Annotated in this window: 18 protein-coding genes, 1 tRNA gene and 2 pseudogenes; 18 read left to right on the top strand and 3 right to left on the bottom strand. The window is 61.1% G+C overall.

Features of this window, described 5'->3' with window-relative positions; genetic code table 11:
* Nucleotides 1-102: 102 nt before the first annotated feature.
* Both R2N16_RS21505 and R2N16_RS21500 read left to right on the top strand, forming a co-directional pair.
* Entirely contained in the window at nt 103-1,245 is a 1,143-nt protein-coding gene (locus R2N16_RS21505) for an extracellular solute-binding protein (RefSeq protein WP_316668423.1), read from the top strand.
* Between the two features lie 333 nt (nt 1,246-1,578).
* Nucleotides 1,579-2,685: a porin gene (locus R2N16_RS21500; protein WP_316668420.1), complete on the top strand. Its 1,107-nt coding sequence runs from the start codon at nt 1,579-1,581 to the stop codon at nt 2,683-2,685.
* Nucleotides 2,686-3,127: 442 nt separating this feature from the next.
* Here R2N16_RS21500 and R2N16_RS21495 read toward each other — a convergent pair whose 3' ends face one another.
* A complete protein-coding gene (locus R2N16_RS21495; RefSeq protein WP_316668418.1) occupies nt 3,128-4,342 on the bottom strand; it encodes a Do family serine endopeptidase in 1,215 nt (404 codons plus the stop codon).
* 19 nt (nt 4,343-4,361) lie between these two features.
* Here R2N16_RS21495 and R2N16_RS21490 point away from each other — a divergent pair, with 19 nt between their 5' ends.
* Nucleotides 4,362-5,108, top strand: coding sequence for a Nif3-like dinuclear metal center hexameric protein (locus tag R2N16_RS21490; protein ID WP_316668416.1), 747 nt, complete (start codon nt 4,362-4,364; stop codon nt 5,106-5,108).
* 12 nt (nt 5,109-5,120) lie between these two features.
* Here R2N16_RS21490 and mscL read toward each other — a convergent pair whose 3' ends face one another.
* Complete coding sequence (gene mscL, locus R2N16_RS21485) at nt 5,121-5,549, bottom strand: large conductance mechanosensitive channel protein MscL (RefSeq protein WP_316668414.1); 429 nt, start codon at nt 5,547-5,549, stop codon at nt 5,121-5,123.
* A 245-nt stretch (nt 5,550-5,794) separates the two neighbouring features.
* Between mscL and petA the strand changes: the two genes are divergently transcribed.
* From petA to R2N16_RS21410, 15 genes and pseudogenes are all read left to right on the top strand, one after another.
* Entirely contained in the window at nt 5,795-6,403 is a 609-nt protein-coding gene (petA, locus tag R2N16_RS21480) for a ubiquinol-cytochrome c reductase iron-sulfur subunit (protein ID WP_009241960.1), read from the top strand.
* Nucleotides 6,403-7,806 (top strand): cytochrome b, encoded by a 1,404-nt coding sequence (locus tag R2N16_RS21475; RefSeq protein WP_024542174.1) that lies wholly within the window; start codon nt 6,403-6,405, stop codon nt 7,804-7,806. Before petA ends, R2N16_RS21475 begins: the two co-directional genes overlap by 1 nt.
* 37 nt (nt 7,807-7,843) lie before the next feature.
* Entirely contained in the window at nt 7,844-8,587 is a 744-nt protein-coding gene (locus R2N16_RS21470) for a cytochrome c1 (protein WP_316668409.1), read from the top strand.
* 150 nt (nt 8,588-8,737) lie between these two features.
* Nucleotides 8,738-9,349, top strand: coding sequence for a glutathione S-transferase N-terminal domain-containing protein (locus tag R2N16_RS21465; protein WP_004634649.1), 612 nt, complete (start codon nt 8,738-8,740; stop codon nt 9,347-9,349).
* Between the two features lie 70 nt (nt 9,350-9,419).
* Complete coding sequence (locus tag R2N16_RS21460) at nt 9,420-9,917, top strand: ClpXP protease specificity-enhancing factor (RefSeq protein ID WP_316668407.1); 498 nt, start codon at nt 9,420-9,422, stop codon at nt 9,915-9,917.
* Nucleotides 9,918-9,946: 29 nt separating this feature from the next.
* Nucleotides 9,947-10,022 (top strand) — tRNA-Thr (locus tag R2N16_RS21455).
* A 179-nt stretch (nt 10,023-10,201) separates the two neighbouring features.
* Nucleotides 10,202-10,385, top strand: a pseudogene (locus R2N16_RS25550) (integrase core domain-containing protein); the annotation flags it as partial.
* A 131-nt stretch (nt 10,386-10,516) separates the two neighbouring features.
* Nucleotides 10,517-11,038 carry a hypothetical protein gene (locus R2N16_RS21445; protein WP_316668405.1) on the top strand — a complete coding sequence of 174 codons (522 nt, stop codon included), beginning with the start codon at nt 10,517-10,519 and terminating at the stop codon, nt 11,036-11,038.
* Between the two features lie 45 nt (nt 11,039-11,083).
* Nucleotides 11,084-12,136, top strand: a complete 1,053-nt coding sequence (locus R2N16_RS21440) for an AI-2E family transporter (RefSeq protein ID WP_316668403.1) — start codon at nt 11,084-11,086, stop codon at nt 12,134-12,136.
* Between the two features lie 81 nt (nt 12,137-12,217).
* Entirely contained in the window at nt 12,218-12,373 is a 156-nt protein-coding gene (locus R2N16_RS21435; protein ID WP_316668400.1) for a hypothetical protein, read from the top strand.
* Between the two features lie 20 nt (nt 12,374-12,393).
* Nucleotides 12,394-12,498 (top strand): annotated as a pseudogene (locus R2N16_RS21430) (Crp/Fnr family transcriptional regulator); the annotation flags it as partial.
* A 457-nt stretch (nt 12,499-12,955) separates the two neighbouring features.
* Nucleotides 12,956-13,150 (top strand): hypothetical protein, encoded by a 195-nt coding sequence (locus tag R2N16_RS21425; protein WP_316668398.1) that lies wholly within the window; start codon nt 12,956-12,958, stop codon nt 13,148-13,150.
* Nucleotides 13,151-13,422: 272 nt separating this feature from the next.
* The gene (locus tag R2N16_RS21420; protein WP_316668395.1) at nt 13,423-13,581 is read left to right on the top strand and encodes a DUF3309 family protein; all 159 of its coding nucleotides are present in this window, start codon (nt 13,423-13,425) and stop codon (nt 13,579-13,581) included.
* A 72-nt stretch (nt 13,582-13,653) separates the two neighbouring features.
* Nucleotides 13,654-13,911 carry a hypothetical protein gene (locus R2N16_RS21415; RefSeq protein ID WP_316668393.1) on the top strand — a complete coding sequence of 86 codons (258 nt, stop codon included), beginning with the start codon at nt 13,654-13,656 and terminating at the stop codon, nt 13,909-13,911.
* Nucleotides 13,912-13,994: 83 nt separating this feature from the next.
* Nucleotides 13,995-14,876 carry a slipin family protein gene (locus R2N16_RS21410; RefSeq protein WP_316668390.1) on the top strand — a complete coding sequence of 294 codons (882 nt, stop codon included), beginning with the start codon at nt 13,995-13,997 and terminating at the stop codon, nt 14,874-14,876.
* Nucleotides 14,877-14,942: 66 nt separating this feature from the next.
* On the opposite strand, the gene R2N16_RS21405 is transcribed toward R2N16_RS21410, so the two are convergent.
* On the bottom strand, nt 14,943-15,122 hold the full coding sequence (locus R2N16_RS21405; RefSeq protein WP_487384027.1) for a YMGG-like glycine zipper-containing protein: 180 nt from the start codon (nt 15,120-15,122) through the stop codon (nt 14,943-14,945).
* Between the last annotated feature and the right edge of the window lie 470 nt (nt 15,123-15,592).

Raw genomic sequence — 15,592 nt, 5'->3', positions numbered from 1 at the left:
GTTCTGGCTACTTTTTCATGATAATGCGTGGCGCCCTGATCTCGGCCACATCGCCGATCACACCGTTCACCTGATGCGCCGCATAGATGCGCTTCAACCGGCATGTCGTCCATCCCCAATTCCCGTCGCCGCTGGCTTTGTCAGACCGCCGCCTTGCTGGCTGCAAGCGGCGTCGTCGCGCGTGGGGCGCACGCGCAGTGGCTGGCCCGTCCGGCGCCGGAACTGCCGTCGTACTACCCGCGCGACTACGGCGCGATGATCGACGCCGCGCGCCGGGAAGGCCGTGTCACGGTGTATTCGACGACGGATTTCTCCGCCGCGTACCCGCTTATCCGCGCCTTCGAAACGCGCTACCCCGGCATCACCGTCGATTACCGCGAGCAGAACAGCGACGATATCTATCGCCGCTTCCTCGCTGAATTCGCTGCCAAGTCGCCCGGCGCCGATGTGGTCTGGAGTTCGGCCATGCCCGAGCAGTTCAAGCTCGTGAACGACGGCCACGCACTCTCGTACGCATCGCCCGAGCGGCCGTACCTGCCGTCGTGGGCCATCTGGAAGAACGAGGCGTACGGCACGAGCTACGAGCCGGTCGTCTTCGTCTACAACACGCGTCAGCTGCCGGCGGAGTTGATCCCTTCCACCCACGCCGACTTCGCCCGCATTCTGAATGGCCATCGTGACTTGCTGCGCGGCCGCGTCGCCTCGTACGACATCGAGCACTCTGGCTCCGCTTTCCTCTTCGCCGCCGAAGATGCGCGCACCACGCCGGTCTTCTGGGATATTGCCAAGGCATTGGGTGGCGTCAACGTCAACCTGTACATCACCACGGCCGCGATGCTGGAGCGCGTTGCTTCCGGCGAAAGCCTGCTCGCCTACAACGTGATCGGCTCGTACGCCGCACGCTACGCCGACCGCAACCCAGCGCTCGCCATCAAGATGCCGACCGACTACACGCTGGTCGCCACGCGCGTCGCCTTCATCGCGCGGCGCGCTGCCCGCCCGAACGCCGCGCGCCTCTGGCTCGACTTCATGCTTTCGCGGGATGGCCAAAGCGTGATGGCGGACCGCGCGTTCTTGTTTTCGCTGCGCCAGGACGTAGAGACGGGGCTCACTGCCAAGCGCCTGCTCGCCGAACTTGGCAATACGCATCGGCCCATTCCCGTCGGCCCGGGTTTACTCGCCCATCAAGATCAGCTCCGCCGTGCCGATTCCCTAAAACGATGGCACGCTGCACTCGGTCGATAAAAAGAGAACAAAAGAGCACTTGTCGCCATAACGTGGTGCGAAGGCGACAATTCGTAACTGTTACCGACTGCCAACTTTGTTGCACCGGAGGCGGGTGACAATCGCCCGCCAACCCCTGTGCCACCGCGCAAAAAGCGGGTCTCCACCCCCTTCCAAAGGGGGCTGGCGCGTGTTGCCCATGAGCAACAACTTGGCCGCAAATCGCGGCCCAGAGCCAGAAAGGGTTTCCAGAATCCGTCAACGCTGGCCCATAATGCGGTCAGACGTGAGGTATCTGCGTCGTCCATAAGGACAGTCAAGATTTCCCAATCAGTTGACAAGGAAAGTGTCGATATGAAGATGAAACTGTTTGCAGCTGCTGTTGCAGCTCTGGCCGCCGGTGGCGCCTATGCACAATCCTCCGTGACCCTGTACGGCGTGGTCGACGCTGGTCTGACCTACGCAAACAAGGTGCCGGGCGCTACCGCTGGCAGCAGCGGCTCGCGTTTTGGTCTGGATTCGGGCGGCCTGTCGGGCTCGCGTTGGGGCCTGCGTGGCGTTGAAGACCTGGGCGGTGGCCTGAAGGGTATCTTCAACCTGGAAAGCGGCTTCAACCTGGACACCGGCACGTCGGGTCAAGGTGGTCGTCTGTTCGGCCGTAACGCCTACGTTGGTCTGCAAGGCCAGTGGGGTCAACTGACCCTGGGTCGTCAGCAAAACCTGCTGTATGACTTCTCGCTGATCTATGACCCGATGGCAATCGCCACGCGTTACTCGCTGGCTTCGCAAGACCAGTTCTTCGCTGGCCGTGCTGACAACGCCGTCAAGTACATCGGCACGTTCGGTGGCCTGAGCGTCTCCGGTCTGTACTCGTTCAACTACAACGGCAACGAAGTGGCTGGCAGCAACAAGACCGGCCGCGAGTGGAGCCTGGGTGCTAACTACGCTGGCGGCCCGCTGGGTATCGGCGCAGTGTACGACCAGACCAACTCGACGACCGTTGGTAGCGACAACCGCGAACAACGCGCCACGATCGCTGGCACGTACGCCTTCGGCCCGGCCAAGCTGTACGCTGGCTACCGTTGGTACAAGGCTAACTACGCAACTGTTGCTGGCAACGGCAACCTGCGTTCGAACCTGTACTGGGCTGGCCTGGGTTACCAAGCTACTCCGGCTCTGTCGCTGACGGGTACGGCTTACTACCAACAGTTCAAGAACAGCGGTACGGGCAACCCGTGGCTGTTCGTGGTCGGCACCGACTACGCTCTGTCGAAGCGCACCGACGCTTACTTCAACGTGGCCTATGCTAAGAACAGCGGCGGCTCGGGTCTGGGCGTGATGGGCCTGAACGACGCTAGCTACGCTGGCACGACGCTGACGAACGGCAGCCAAGTGTTCTCGGGCACGAACAACAGCAACAACCAGTTCGGCGCCACGGTTGGCCTGCGTCACAAGTTCTAATTTGACGCGCTCGTAAGGGCGCATCGAATTAAACGGTTAAACGCCGATCCCGAAAGGGGTCGGCGTTTTTCTTTGTGCGTGCGATTCGCAACGCTTCTATGCGGCTGACGGTGCCAAGATTGTGCTTGGTTGAGGCTGGCGCGGCCTATGTGCAGGTTTCGGTTGGCGGTAGCAGCCTGAGCGAAGCGTGAGCGGGGCGTCGCCCTGGCTGCTTTGCTACGGTGCGTGCTCGGATGTGCCGTGCCCGTCTGACGGGGCGGGGCAACTCACACCCCTACAGCGCAGCGGTTGGTACGCCGGATCTCCGGTTGGTCGGGAGGGGCAGCGCCAAGGTGCGGGCCCTCTCCTTGCCAACGTACTGGCTTGATGCTTGAGCGTCCGCGCACAAAAAAACGGCGGCACATCTGGCCGCCGTTTTTTTGTGTGTTCCGAAACCTGCCGCTTACTGTGGTTCTTCGTCGTCCTGCGAGGGCATCGGTACGTTGCGACGCGTCGGCGGCGGACGCTTGCCGACAACGATGGTCAGTTCCACCGCCTTGCCCTTACGTGATACCGTCACCTTGGCTTCTGCACCGGGTCGCAGCTGCGCGATGCTGTTGAGCAGGGCAGTCGTGTCCAGGATCGGCTCACCGTTCACGCTGGTAAGAATGTCCCCGGGGCGCAGGCCCGCCTTGTCTGCGGGGCCACCCTGAACCACGGCGGCAATCAGCGCGCCATCCTTGCGCGACAAGCCAAACGATTCGGCAATTTCCGGCGTGACATCCTGCGGTTCGACGCCGATCCAACCGCGGACCACGCTCCCGGTCGAGATAATCGATTCCATCACCTGCTTGGCCAGCGATACCGGAATCGCGAAGCCGATGCCCAGCGAACCGCCCGAGCGCGAGTAGATCGCCGTGTTGATCCCGAGGAGGTTGCCGTCGGCGTCGACCAGCGCGCCGCCCGAGTTGCCGGGGTTGATCGCAGCGTCGGTCTGGATGAAATTTTCGAAGGTATTGATGCCCAGGTGGCTGCGGCCGAGGGCGGAAACAATGCCCATCGTGACCGTCTGGCCCACACCGAACGGGTTGCCGATGGCAAGCACCACGTCGCCCACGCGCACATTCTCCAGCCGGCCCAGCGTAATGGCGGGCAGATTCGGCAGGTTGATCTTCAGGACGGCCAGGTCGGTTTCGGGATCGGAGCCGACCACTTTGGCGTTGGCCTTGCGGCCGTCGGTCAGGGCGACTTCGATCTCGTCGGCGCCATCCACCACGTGGTGGTTCGTTAGAATGTAGCCTTCTGAACTGACGATGACGCCTGAGCCCAGGCTGGCCGTGGGTTCCTGGCGCTGTTCAGGGGCGCGGTCTCCGAAGAAGAAGCGGAACCACGGATCTGCGCTGGCTTGCGGGTTGCTGCCGCGCTTCGGCGCATTCTTGCTGCTGAAGATGTTGACCACCGCCGGCATCGCCACCTTGGCGGCTTCCGCATAGGAATTGCTGGAGGTGCCGCCGTGGCCGATCGGCGCGACTTCCTTCAGCGCGACGATAGGCGAGCCGGATTGCACTGCGACCTTGCCGCGCTGCAGCCAATCAGGCTTGAGCGTGGCGATCACAAACCAGACGGCCAGTACGACCGTGACGGCTTGCGCAAAAAACAGCCAAAAGCGGCGCAACATAGAGCGAAATTGAGTCCAAATGGATCGAAAAGAACTTGAATTGTACTTGAACGACCTGCTGCAGGCGGCCCGTTTTCGGGACTATTGCCCCAATGGTCTGCAGGTACAAGGGCGCGACACCGTTACGCATATCGTGACGGGTGTGACCGCCAGCCTGGCGCTGATCGAAGCCGCCATCGAAGCGCGTGCCGACGCCATCCTCGTGCATCACGGTTACTTCTGGAAGGGCGAGGACGGCCGTGTCGTGGGCCAAAAGCACGCGCGCCTGAAGCAGCTTCTGGCGCACGATCTAAACCTGTTCGCGTATCACCTGCCGCTCGATGCGCATCCCGAGCTGGGCAACAACGCGCAACTGGGTGCGTTGCTGGGCATCTCACCCCAAGGCCGGTTCGGCGACGATGAACTCGGCTGGATTGGCACACTCGCCGAAGCGACCACGCTGGGGACTTTCGCGCAGACGGTGTCGGAAAAGCTGAACCGGGCGCCGCTCGTGATCGGCGAGGAGGGGCGCCCGGTGCGCACAGTTGGCTGGTGCACTGGCGGGGCCCAGGGCTGGTTTGATGGTGCCGTCGCCGCCGGCGCGGATGTGTATCTGAGCGGTGAGGCGTCGGAGCAGACCACGCATCTGGCGCGCGAATCGGGTGTGGCCTATATCGGCGCGGGCCACCACGCCACCGAGCGCGGCGGCGTTCGGGCGCTCGGCAACCACCTCGCCGAGCGCTTTGGCGTGCGTCACACCTTCATCGATATTCCGAATCCGGTGTGATTCAACGTCCGATTAAGGCTTGCTCTTCAGGTTGTCGCGAATCTCGCGCAGCAGGAGGATGTCTTCCGGCGTTTCGGCGGGCGCCGCCGGCGGGTTGGCGTCGATCACGCGCGTGATGGCGCGCACCATCAGAAACACGATAAACGCCAGAATCAGAAAATTGACCGCCATGGTGATGAAGTTGCCATAGGCGAAGACCGGCACGCCTGCCTTCTTCAGATCAGCCAGGGTATGCGGCACACCCGCCGGCGCCTCTGCCAACTGGATGAACAGATTCGAGAAATCCAGCTTGCCAACAATGCGGCTGATCAGCGGCATGATCAGATCATTGACGAGCGAATCGACGATTTTGCCGAACGCCGCACCGATGATCACACCCACTGCCAGGTCGATCACGTTGCCGCGCATCGCGAATTTCTTGAAGTCTTGCATCAGTGCCATCGGTTTTCTCCGGATTGTTTGATTCGAGACAAACGGTCAAGCTAGCGAACGGTTGACCTGAATTGTTGAAAGCGAGGTTGCAAGAGACATGCCGATGCCTTGCCTGTACTGGGCTGGCGGGCAATCGGTGCGTCCACTATATCTGCAACGACCGCCCCCGGCGACCGCTACCGTTGGCTAGGTACGGTCAGGTATAATTTTTGGTTGACGCGAATCTATCTTGATTTCTCACCCTGGGGTCTTGAATGAGTGACCAGCAAAACGTGGACAAGGGTCGCCGTAATCTATTGATTGCGACGTCCGTGGCTGGTGGTGTGGGAGGGGTTGCAGTTGCGGCCCCTTTCGTTTGCACATTCGCACCATCTGAAAAAGCCCGTGCAGCGGGCGCGCCCGTAGAGGCGGACGTGAGTGACCTGGCCCCCGGCCAGATGAAGGTGGTGGAATGGCGCGGCAAGCCGGTCTGGCTGCTCAAGCGCACGCCCGACATGCTGGAATCGCTCAAGAAGACCGATAACGAAGTCGCCGACCCCAAGTCCGACGTGCCCTTCACCATGAAGACGCCGGACTACTGCAAGAACGAAACCCGCTCTCGTGCCGAGCATAAAGACCTGCTGGTTGTGGTCGGCATCTGCTCGCATCTTGGTTGCTCCCCGTCTGGTCCGTTTCCCGCAGGCGCCAACGTGCAGCTCGCCGGAGACCCCGGCTTTGTCTGCCCGTGCCACGGCTCCACGTTCGACCTGGCTGGCCGCGTGTTCAAGAACAAGCCCGCGCCGCAGAACCTCGACGTTCCGCCATACATGTTCCTGTCCGATACGAAGCTGGTGATCGGTAAAGACGAGAAAGGAGAGGCTTGATCATGGCCGAGAAGAAGGTGGAGACAACCGGGCTGCTGGGCTGGATCGATGCACGCTTCCCGGCATCGGAGCTATGGAAGGCGCATCTGTCGGAGTACTACGCGCCGAAGAATTTCAACTTCTGGTATTTCTTTGGCTCGCTAGCGCTGCTGGTGCTGGTGATCCAGATCGTCACGGGCATCTTCCTGGTGATGAACTACAAGCCGGACGGCACGCTCAACGCCGCCGGCATCCCCGTCGCCTATGCGAGCGTGGAGTTCATCATGCGCGAGGTGCCGTGGGGCTGGCTGGTGCGCTATATGCACTCGACCGGCGCTTCGGCGTTCTTCATTGTCGTGTACCTGCACATGTTCCGCGGCATGCTGTACGGCTCGTACCGTAAGCCGCGCGAGCTGGTCTGGATCTTCGGCTGCCTGATCTTCCTGTGCCTGATGGCCGAAGCCTTCATGGGCTATCTGCTGCCGTGGGGCCAGATGTCGTACTGGGGCGCGCAGGTGATCGTGAACCTGTTCTCCGCCATCCCGCTGATCGGCCCGGACCTGTCGCTGTGGATCCGCGGTGACTACGTGGTGTCGGACGCGACGCTGAACCGCTTCTTCTCGTTCCACGTCATCGCGGTGCCGCTGGTGCTGCTGGGCCTGGTGGTGGCGCACATCATCGCGCTGCACGAAGTGGGCTCGAACAACCCGGACGGCGTCGAGATCAAGGCCAAGAAGGACGAGCGTGGGATTCCGCTCGACGGCATTCCGTTCCACCCGTACTACTCGGTGCACGACATCGTCGGCGTGGCGGTGTTCCTGTTCATCTTCAGCGCGATCGTGTTCTTCGCGCCGGAAATGGGCGGCTACTTCCTGGAAGCCAACAACTTCATCCCGGCAGACTCGCTGAAGACGCCGCCGCACATTGCGCCGGTCTGGTACTTCACGCCGTTCTACTCGATGCTGCGCGCGACCACGTCGGACTTCCTGCCGTGGCTGTGGGGCTTCATTGCGATCATGCTGGGTCTGCTGTTCGCCCGCACGAAGAGCATGAACGTCAAGGTGGTGGCCGTGGCTGTGGCCGTGATCCTGGCACTGGGCTTCAAGTTCATCGACGCCAAGTTCTGGGGCGTGGTCGTGATGGGCGGCTCGGTGGTGATCTTCTTCTTCCTGCCGTGGCTGGACCACTCGCCGGTCAAGTCGATCCGCTATCGCCCGGGCTTCCACAAGACGCTGCTGATCCTCTTCGTGATCGCCTTTGCGGTGCTGGGCTACCTGGGCATTCAGCCGCCGAGCCCGGTCGGTTCGATCATCTCGCAGATCGGCACCATTCTGTACTTCGCGTTCTTCCTCGCGATGCCGATCTGGAGCCAGATCGGGACGTTCAAGCCAGTGCCTGAGCGCGTCACGTTCACGCCGCACTGATTCGAGCCGAGCACAAGGACCCATGAAGGACACAAGAATGAAAAAGCTGCTTGCGATTTTCGCCTTGGCCGGTCTCGTGTTTGCCGCGCCCGTGATGGCCAATGAGGGCGGTGCGCCGCTCGACACGGCGCCCAACCAGTCCAGCGACACGTCTGCGCTGCAGCGCGGCGCCAAGCTGTTCGTCAACTACTGCCTGAACTGCCACGGCGCCAGCGCCATGCGCTACAACCGTCTGCGCGACATCGGTTTGAGCGAGGAGCAGATCAAGCAGAACCTGCTGTTCACGTCAGACAAGGTCGGCGACACGATGCACATCGCCATGGACCGCGAGGACGCCAAGAAGTGGTTTGGGGCCGTACCGCCGGACTTGTCGGTGATCGCGCGCGCGCGCGGCAGCGACTGGCTCTACACCTACCTTCGCACGTTCTACCGTGACGACACGCGTCCGACCGGCTGGAACAACCTGGTGTTCGATAAAGTCGGCATGCCGCACGTGCTGTGGGAGCTGCAGGGCCAGCAAGTGCCCAAATACGCCGAAGTGAAGTCCGAGCATGGCGAGGCCGAGAAGAAGCTCGTCGGCCTTGAAGTCTCGGTCCCAGGCAAGATGAATAAGGTCGAATATGACCAGGCGGTGGCCGATCTGGTCAGCTATTTGGACTGGATGGCTGAGCCCGCTGGCAACCTGCGCAAGCGTCTCGGCGTCTGGGTATTGTTGTTCATTGGCGTGTTCTTCGTGCTGGCCTGGCGCCTGAATGCGGCCTATTGGAAGGACATCAAGTAAAATCCGTGTTTTCCGGGCAAGGGCTAGGCCGGTGGAGAACTGGTTCTAGCCCTTTGCCTTTTCGCTTTTTGTGCCGTGGCGATGTCATTTGTCGTCACGGTTGTACCGTCATCGGGCCGCCCCCGGCCCATGCGCCAAGGAACTACAACCATGATGGTCTTGTACTCGGGCACCACTTGCCCGTTCTCGCAGCGTTGCCGCCTCGTCCTGTTCGAAAAGGGCATGGATTTCGAGATTCGCGACGTCGATCTCTTCAACAAGCCGGAAGATATCGCGGTGATGAACCCGTACGGCCAGGTGCCCATCCTGGTTGAGCGCGATCTGATTCTGTACGAGTCGAACATCATCAACGAGTACATCGACGAGCGCTTCCCGCACCCGCAGCTGATGCCGGCCGATCCGGTGCAGCGCGCCCGCGCTCGCCTGTTCCTGTTCAACTTCGAGAAGGAGCTGTTCACGCACGTCTCCGTGCTCGAGAACGAAAAGGGCAAGGCTGCCGAGAAGAATCACGAGAAGGCACGCGCGGCCATCCGTGACCGCCTTACGCAGCTGGCCCCGATCTTCCTGAAGAACAAGTACATGCTGGGCGAAGAGTTCTCGATGCTCGACGTGGCGATTGCACCGCTGCTGTGGCGCCTGGACCACTACGGTATTGAGGTCTCCAAGAACGCCGCCCCGCTGATGAAATACGCCGAGCGTATCTTCAGCCGTCCGGCGTATATTGAAGCGCTGACGCCGTCGGAAAAGGTCATGCGCCGCTGATTGCCGCCGGGTCGCACCGCGCTCGGGTTGGACCTGCGCGCGGCCGCGCCCCACGGTCACTGATTTCATCATGTCGGAAACATCCACCAAGCCCTATCTGATCCGTGCCATCTATGAGTGGTGCACGGACAACGGCTTCACGCCGTACATCGCTGTCTTCGTCGATAACAGCACCAACGTGCCGCGCGAGTTCGTCAAGAACGACGAGATCGTGTTGAACGTGAGCTTTGACGCGACCAGCCAGCTCGACATGGGCAACGAGTGGATCACGTTCCACGCACGCTTCTCGGGCGTGTCGCGCAAGATCGAAGTCCCGATCGAAAACGTGCTCGCCGTGTATGCGCGCGAGAACGGGCAGGGTATGGCATTCCCGGTGGAGCGTAGCACGCCGACGACCCAGGCCGGGACCGAGCGCGAGAACAATCCGCCGCCCAAGCTGGCCGCGGTGGACTCCGAATCGGTGCTTTCGCCGGTCCCTGCCGAAGCGGAAACCGACCCGGAAGACGAGCCGACACCGCCGAATGTGCCGCGCATCGGCGGCAAGCCCGCGCTAAAGGTCGTCAAGTAACGCATGTTAGGTTAGAATCGCGTTTCTTTGCCGGCTTAGCTCATCTGGTAGAGCAGTTGATTTGTAATCATCAGGTGGCGGGTTCGAGTCCTGCAGCCGGCACCAATAAAAACAAGGGGTTACGGGAAACCGTAACCCCTTGTTCATTTTCGGCGGCTGTTGCGCGCTGCTCTGCAGACTTCAGCAATCCGCACTTCCTCAGTTCATTTGGGAATGCCGCCCGTTACCGGAGATCTGCGGGGCGCGGCCGTTGATGAGAAAACGAAGACGCGCATTTCTTACGGCATGGCGTGGAGCTGGACTTCGGTCGACCGGGCACGCCGACACCATGCCAAGGTGGAAAGCTCCAACGGGTGATCCCGGAAGGAATGCCTGAACGAGCACGGGTTCTTGTCCCTCGAGGAGGCCCGGAGCAAAATCGCCGACTGGCGGCGGGACGATAACGAGAGCCGTCCCCACGCCGCAATGCAGTGCGGCGACACCCGCCGAATTCGCCCGTCGGGCACGGAAAAACCTCTCAACGGACCATTCAACCAAGCCAGAAAATCTCCACGTCTGGACGGTGCCAATTCCGGTGTAGGGTCACCAAGGGTTCTCTCATGAGCAGCCTTCTGAACTGGATCGAAAAGCACCCCGCGTTAGCGGCATGGGTACAGGCGGTCGCCATCATTGTTGCGATTGCGGGAACGTGGCTGGCAGGCTGGCTCCTTCAGCGCACGGAAAGGCGCATGGAGAGGCGCACGTTGGCGAAAGCGGTGAGCGAAATTGCCGTGGCGGCAGAGGAGCAGGTGCGACGCGTTGTCAGCGAGCTGCCTGACAGGGAAGCCGTGAGCGCGATCGCCACGGGAGAAAAGTCCTTCGACATTCGCGCGATTGATGAGCTTGAAGCGGCGATCGCCGCAATTCAGCTGCACAACCTCAGTACCCCTGAACTGGTGCGCGACGTCATCGCATTGCTTGCCAATATTCGTCAGCTGAGAGAACGCCTGGCCCATGCAATTGCGACGCATCATCGTATGGACGCCGCGCATTTCAGCGAGCTCTTAGACACACTGACGAAGGTCCACGCGGCGATCATCCAAATCAGTGCGAGCATCGCGACGCACGTGAGCCAAATCTAATGATCGGAGTGCGCTGTGCTGCAACCCTGACAGGGAGGAATCGTCATGCTCGGATTTGACCCTCGTGCCGGCAAATGTGTCTGGACAGTTTTCCTATTTACGCTTGCCGCACTGATCGTCTACAAGATTGCCTCCGTACTGTTGGTCACGGTGTTCGCCGTGTTCTTCAGCTACTTGCTGTACCCGCTCGTCGAGCGACTGGAACGACGCATGCCGAGCAAGGTTCCGCGTAGCGTATCGATCAGCATCGTCTTCTTGCTGGTTATCGTCGTGGTGATCGTTGCGGGCTCGGTGTTTGGTGTGACGGTTCAGGACGAAGCGGGCAGGCTGGCCGATCAACTCCCGAAGTTGCTTGACACCCGCACCATGGAGGACCGTCTTTCCCTGCCGGGCTTTCTGGAGCCATTGCGTGCGCGCATCCTGGAATTCATACGTGAGCAGCTCTCGACGAGTTCAGGCCAGGCCATGCCGCTGGTTCGCAACGTCGGATTGGGTGTCATGCACGCGGCAAGCAATCTCGTCTATCTCGTGCTCATCCCAATCATGAGCTTTTTGATGATCAACGAGGCGCCATCGATCCATGCCGCGCTGCTCTCGTGGATGCGGTCTTCCGACAAGCGCATGTGGGCGAGCATCATTGAAGATCTGGACACGCTCCTGTCTCGCTATGTCAGGGCACTCTTGCTGTTGTCGCTGGCCACACTGATTGTCTACAGCATCGCGTTTTCCTTGCTGGGCGTGCCCTACGCGCTGCTGCTGGCAACCACGGCAGCAGTGCTGGAGTTCATCCCGTTCGCGGGGCCGTTGGCCGCAGTGGTGGCGACGGTCACGGTCGCCGGCTTTAGCGGGTATCCGCACTTGTTCTGGCTGATCGGGTTCATCGTGGCGTACCGCCTGTTCCAAGACTACGTGCTGAACCCCTATCTGATGAGCGAAGGCGTGAAGGTCAGTCCACTCGTCGTCATTGTGGGGCTGCTTGCAGGGGAGCAGCTTGGTGGGGTGGCAGGCATTTTTTTGTCCGTACCCGTGATCGCCGCACTTAAAATTGTGCTGTCACGAGCGTGGGCCGCACACAGCCTAGGCAACGAGGTGCGTTGACCCACGACAGCCTCGTTTCTGTCGCCCGACAGTCATGAATGGCTTGGATACGAATCTACGGTGCGTGGAAAGGAGGCTGCCATGATTGCGCAATCCAATCCGAAGCTGAATCAACTCCTGTCCGTGCTTCCGCCCGAGGAGTGGTCAAGGATCGCGCCGGAGCTTGTTCTGGTCGACATGCCGCTGGGGCATGTTGTCTACGAATCGGGTGACCAACCTGAGTACGTCTACCGATGAGCCATTTTCTCTGCTCTACGATCGAAGTGCTGGACCGGCCGGCCCTCGAACGCCGCGTCTGTGAATGCTATGCCGTGGTCAAACGGGAGTTCGACCGTCTCCTGCCCGCGCTTCAGGCGATCTGATCGTTGATCCCTCGATCCCTCCAGGATCATCGGCGTTTAGGCGGCGACCGCAGCAGTCGCTCAGGGCTTGCGCTGCTTCTTCAGCGCCTCCTTTGTGCAGCCGTACGCGGCTTGCGCTTTCGCTGCAATCGGTTCGACCTCATTTTTCTCCAGCATCACATACCGGCTGTCCCGTGATGGGCGAAAGCGACCTGTCGGCGTGATCCGCCGTTCCGTTGAACCGGGTTCGGCGGCAGCGTTGGGTCGAAACCGAAGACGTGTAGCGCGCCACGCCCCTTGAAGACTTCTTCTTGCGTCGTGCTTCTCCGTACGCTGTCGTACCGTCACCGGCGCGGCTCTGACATAGGCTCTTTCTTGTACGTTGAGACAGGGTGGCAGAGGCATCGACACGGCCGTCGACCGGCTATAAGGCTTGTGCCATGGCCTCGTTGCAGTGCCACATTGTCAGGAGGACATCATGCGCGCAGTGATCTATACGGTCATGGGGATCTGGATCGCCTCGTTGGCCGGTTGCCTGTGGGTTCCTGATGGCGGCTACCACGACGCCAGACAGGGAGGCTATGAAAATGGTCAACGTGGTGGATACGAGGGTAATCGCCATGGCGGTTACGAACGCGACCATGAGGAGTCCAGAGATCATGAGCATCGCTAAGGGAGCCAACACCCGACGCGCCGACTGGCTACCGGGCAACCGCCGTTTTTCGACGGCACAAGGTGCGCCATCTGGCGTGCCGGCGCGTACGGTACCGGACCGTTTTCAAGCCCGTTCCCATCTATCCTTCAAAGAGATGAGGCGCGCTCAGCCTCCCCGAACAGCGATGAAGAAGGGGCGAGCGTCAAGCTCATGATGAAACAACCGTGGAGCGCTTCTCGCCCAGCGTTGGGCACACGGGTGGGGGGGATTTACTAAACGAGGAGGACATCATGTCTCTCGGAATCCTGTTGCTAATTGTCCTGGCCGTTTTGCTGGTTGGGGCGTTCCCAAGGTGGTCCTACAGCAACGGTTGGGGCTACGCGCCAAGCGGTGCGCTCGGCTTGGCTCTGCTCGTCGTTCTCGTGCTGCTGCTCATGGGACGACTCTAAAGCCCATGCTTCGGCACGCCCCAAGGGGCTCAAACATAAGCGGCGGCACAGCGTAAGAATGAGGAGAGCGTGATGCTCGATCAAACCATTCGTCAATTCCCGGAGTTGGAGCGCGATGCGTTTCGTGAGGTCTGCTTGCGCAACGGTCTGGCGCCCGATGGCTTCGACGTATCCTCCGTCGAGCATTTTTCCGGCGCCGCGCCTGCCGAGGCGCTCGACCGCAGCGTCACCGTACGAATGGGCAAGACTGTTCGCGAGTACGACGGCACGCTGGGCCCGGAATGGACCATCGATTTTGAGGACGATATCCGCTCACGCGTCTTCGGATAGATAGGGGGTCAGGTATATCCCCGGCCGCAAAGAGCGTGATCCCTTGACCATCGGTTGCAGCATGCCCGCTTGCGAGGTCCTTCATGAATCCCATCACCGCTTTCCTCGTTGTTCTTCTCCTGGCCTTGGGTGTTGCCACAGGCATGTTCATCTCTGTGCTACTGGCCGCCCTGTTTGCCATCGCAGCAATCCTGCTCGCAGCGACGCTCAAGATGGCCAACGCGTGGCAGAAGTTCGTCATCTTGCGCGCGGGCAAGCTGCAAAGCGTGAAGGGGCCGGGGCTGTTCATGATTCTGCCGATTGTCGACAGCGTCACCGCCGTGATCGATGAACGCATCCAGACCACCGGATTCAATGCGGAGCAGGCATTGACCAAAGACACCGTGCCCGTCAATGTTGACGCGATCATCTTCTGGCACGTCCACGACGCGCAGAAAGCGGCATTGGCCATTACCGACTATCGGCAGGCGATCGACCGCGTCGCGCAGACCTCGTTGCGTGAAATGATCGGCGCGTCGATGCTGTCGGCATTGCTGTCCGATCGCAAAGCAGCAGATGAGCAGTTGCGCGCCGAGATCGGCGAGAAGACCGCCGCGTGGGGTGTGACTGTGTCCTCGGTGGAGGTGCGCGACGTGGCCATCCCCGTCGCACTGCAGGACGCGATGTCCAGGCAAGCGCAGGCGGAACGCGAAAAGCAAGCCCGCGTCATCCTGGGCTCGGCAGAAGCGGCCATTGCGGCCAAGTTTGTTGAAGCTGCAGGCATGTACGAGGGGCATCCGCAGGCACTGCAGCTGCGCGCCATGAACATCATCTACGAGACCACAAAGGAGCGCGGCGCTACGATCCTGATGCCAACCTCGATGGTCGACAGCATGAATCCCGTTGCGGTTGCATTCGGCGTTTCCAGCAGCTCGGAGCCCACGAGTGCTGTCCTGCCGCTCAAGACGGCGGTAGCTGCAGCGTAGCGATATCGCCACGGCATTCCCGCAGATGAGGGAATGCCGTGTTCCATTTCCATCGCCACACCCAGGCTATTTGCCAACCTGGTTGCCCACCACCCCGCCAACGACGGCACCGCCCACTGTCCCTACCGCACTGCCGCCTGTCAGCACCGCGCCCGCGACTCCGCCGACACCGGCACCGATGGCCGTATCCGTACCGCGTCGAGACATCCCGGCACACCCCGTCGCAAGCGTCACGATCAACAACATCGCGCCGCACAGTCCTGCTATTCGATCGTTACGCATTTTGTGCACCTCCGTCTCGATCGCACCCCAAGCATCTTGTTGCAGAGAACGCTGACGCGAGACTTGAATTTTCTGTACAGACCATGAACGGCGTACAGCCCACCAAGTCACCCTCGCGGCCCTAGGTATGTGTCGCGTGAATGCCTCAAGCCTCAATATCCTCGCTCGCTGGACGGGTGTCGGTACGGCGGCAGACGCAACGATCACGCAGCTTGAGGCTCGATTGTCTTCGCGTCTTTGCGCAGGTGGGCGGGCGGCGCAACGGGGCCGCGCGGGGAAATCACGAACCGGGTTTTGTACGGTACCGGGCCGACAGCCCCCTCATCATCCCGTTACGCTGCAGTCACAAATTGCAGTGAGCCGGCACACCCCGGCATACCGAGGCAAACGCCACGAGGATTTCTATGAACAGTTCGCTCAGCCTGTCAAACGGA

The sequence above is a fragment of the Ralstonia psammae genome (assembly GCF_958405935.1).
Lineage (GTDB): Bacteria > Pseudomonadota > Gammaproteobacteria > Burkholderiales > Burkholderiaceae > Ralstonia > Ralstonia psammae.
This window is presented reverse-complemented; position numbering and strand designations above follow the sequence as displayed.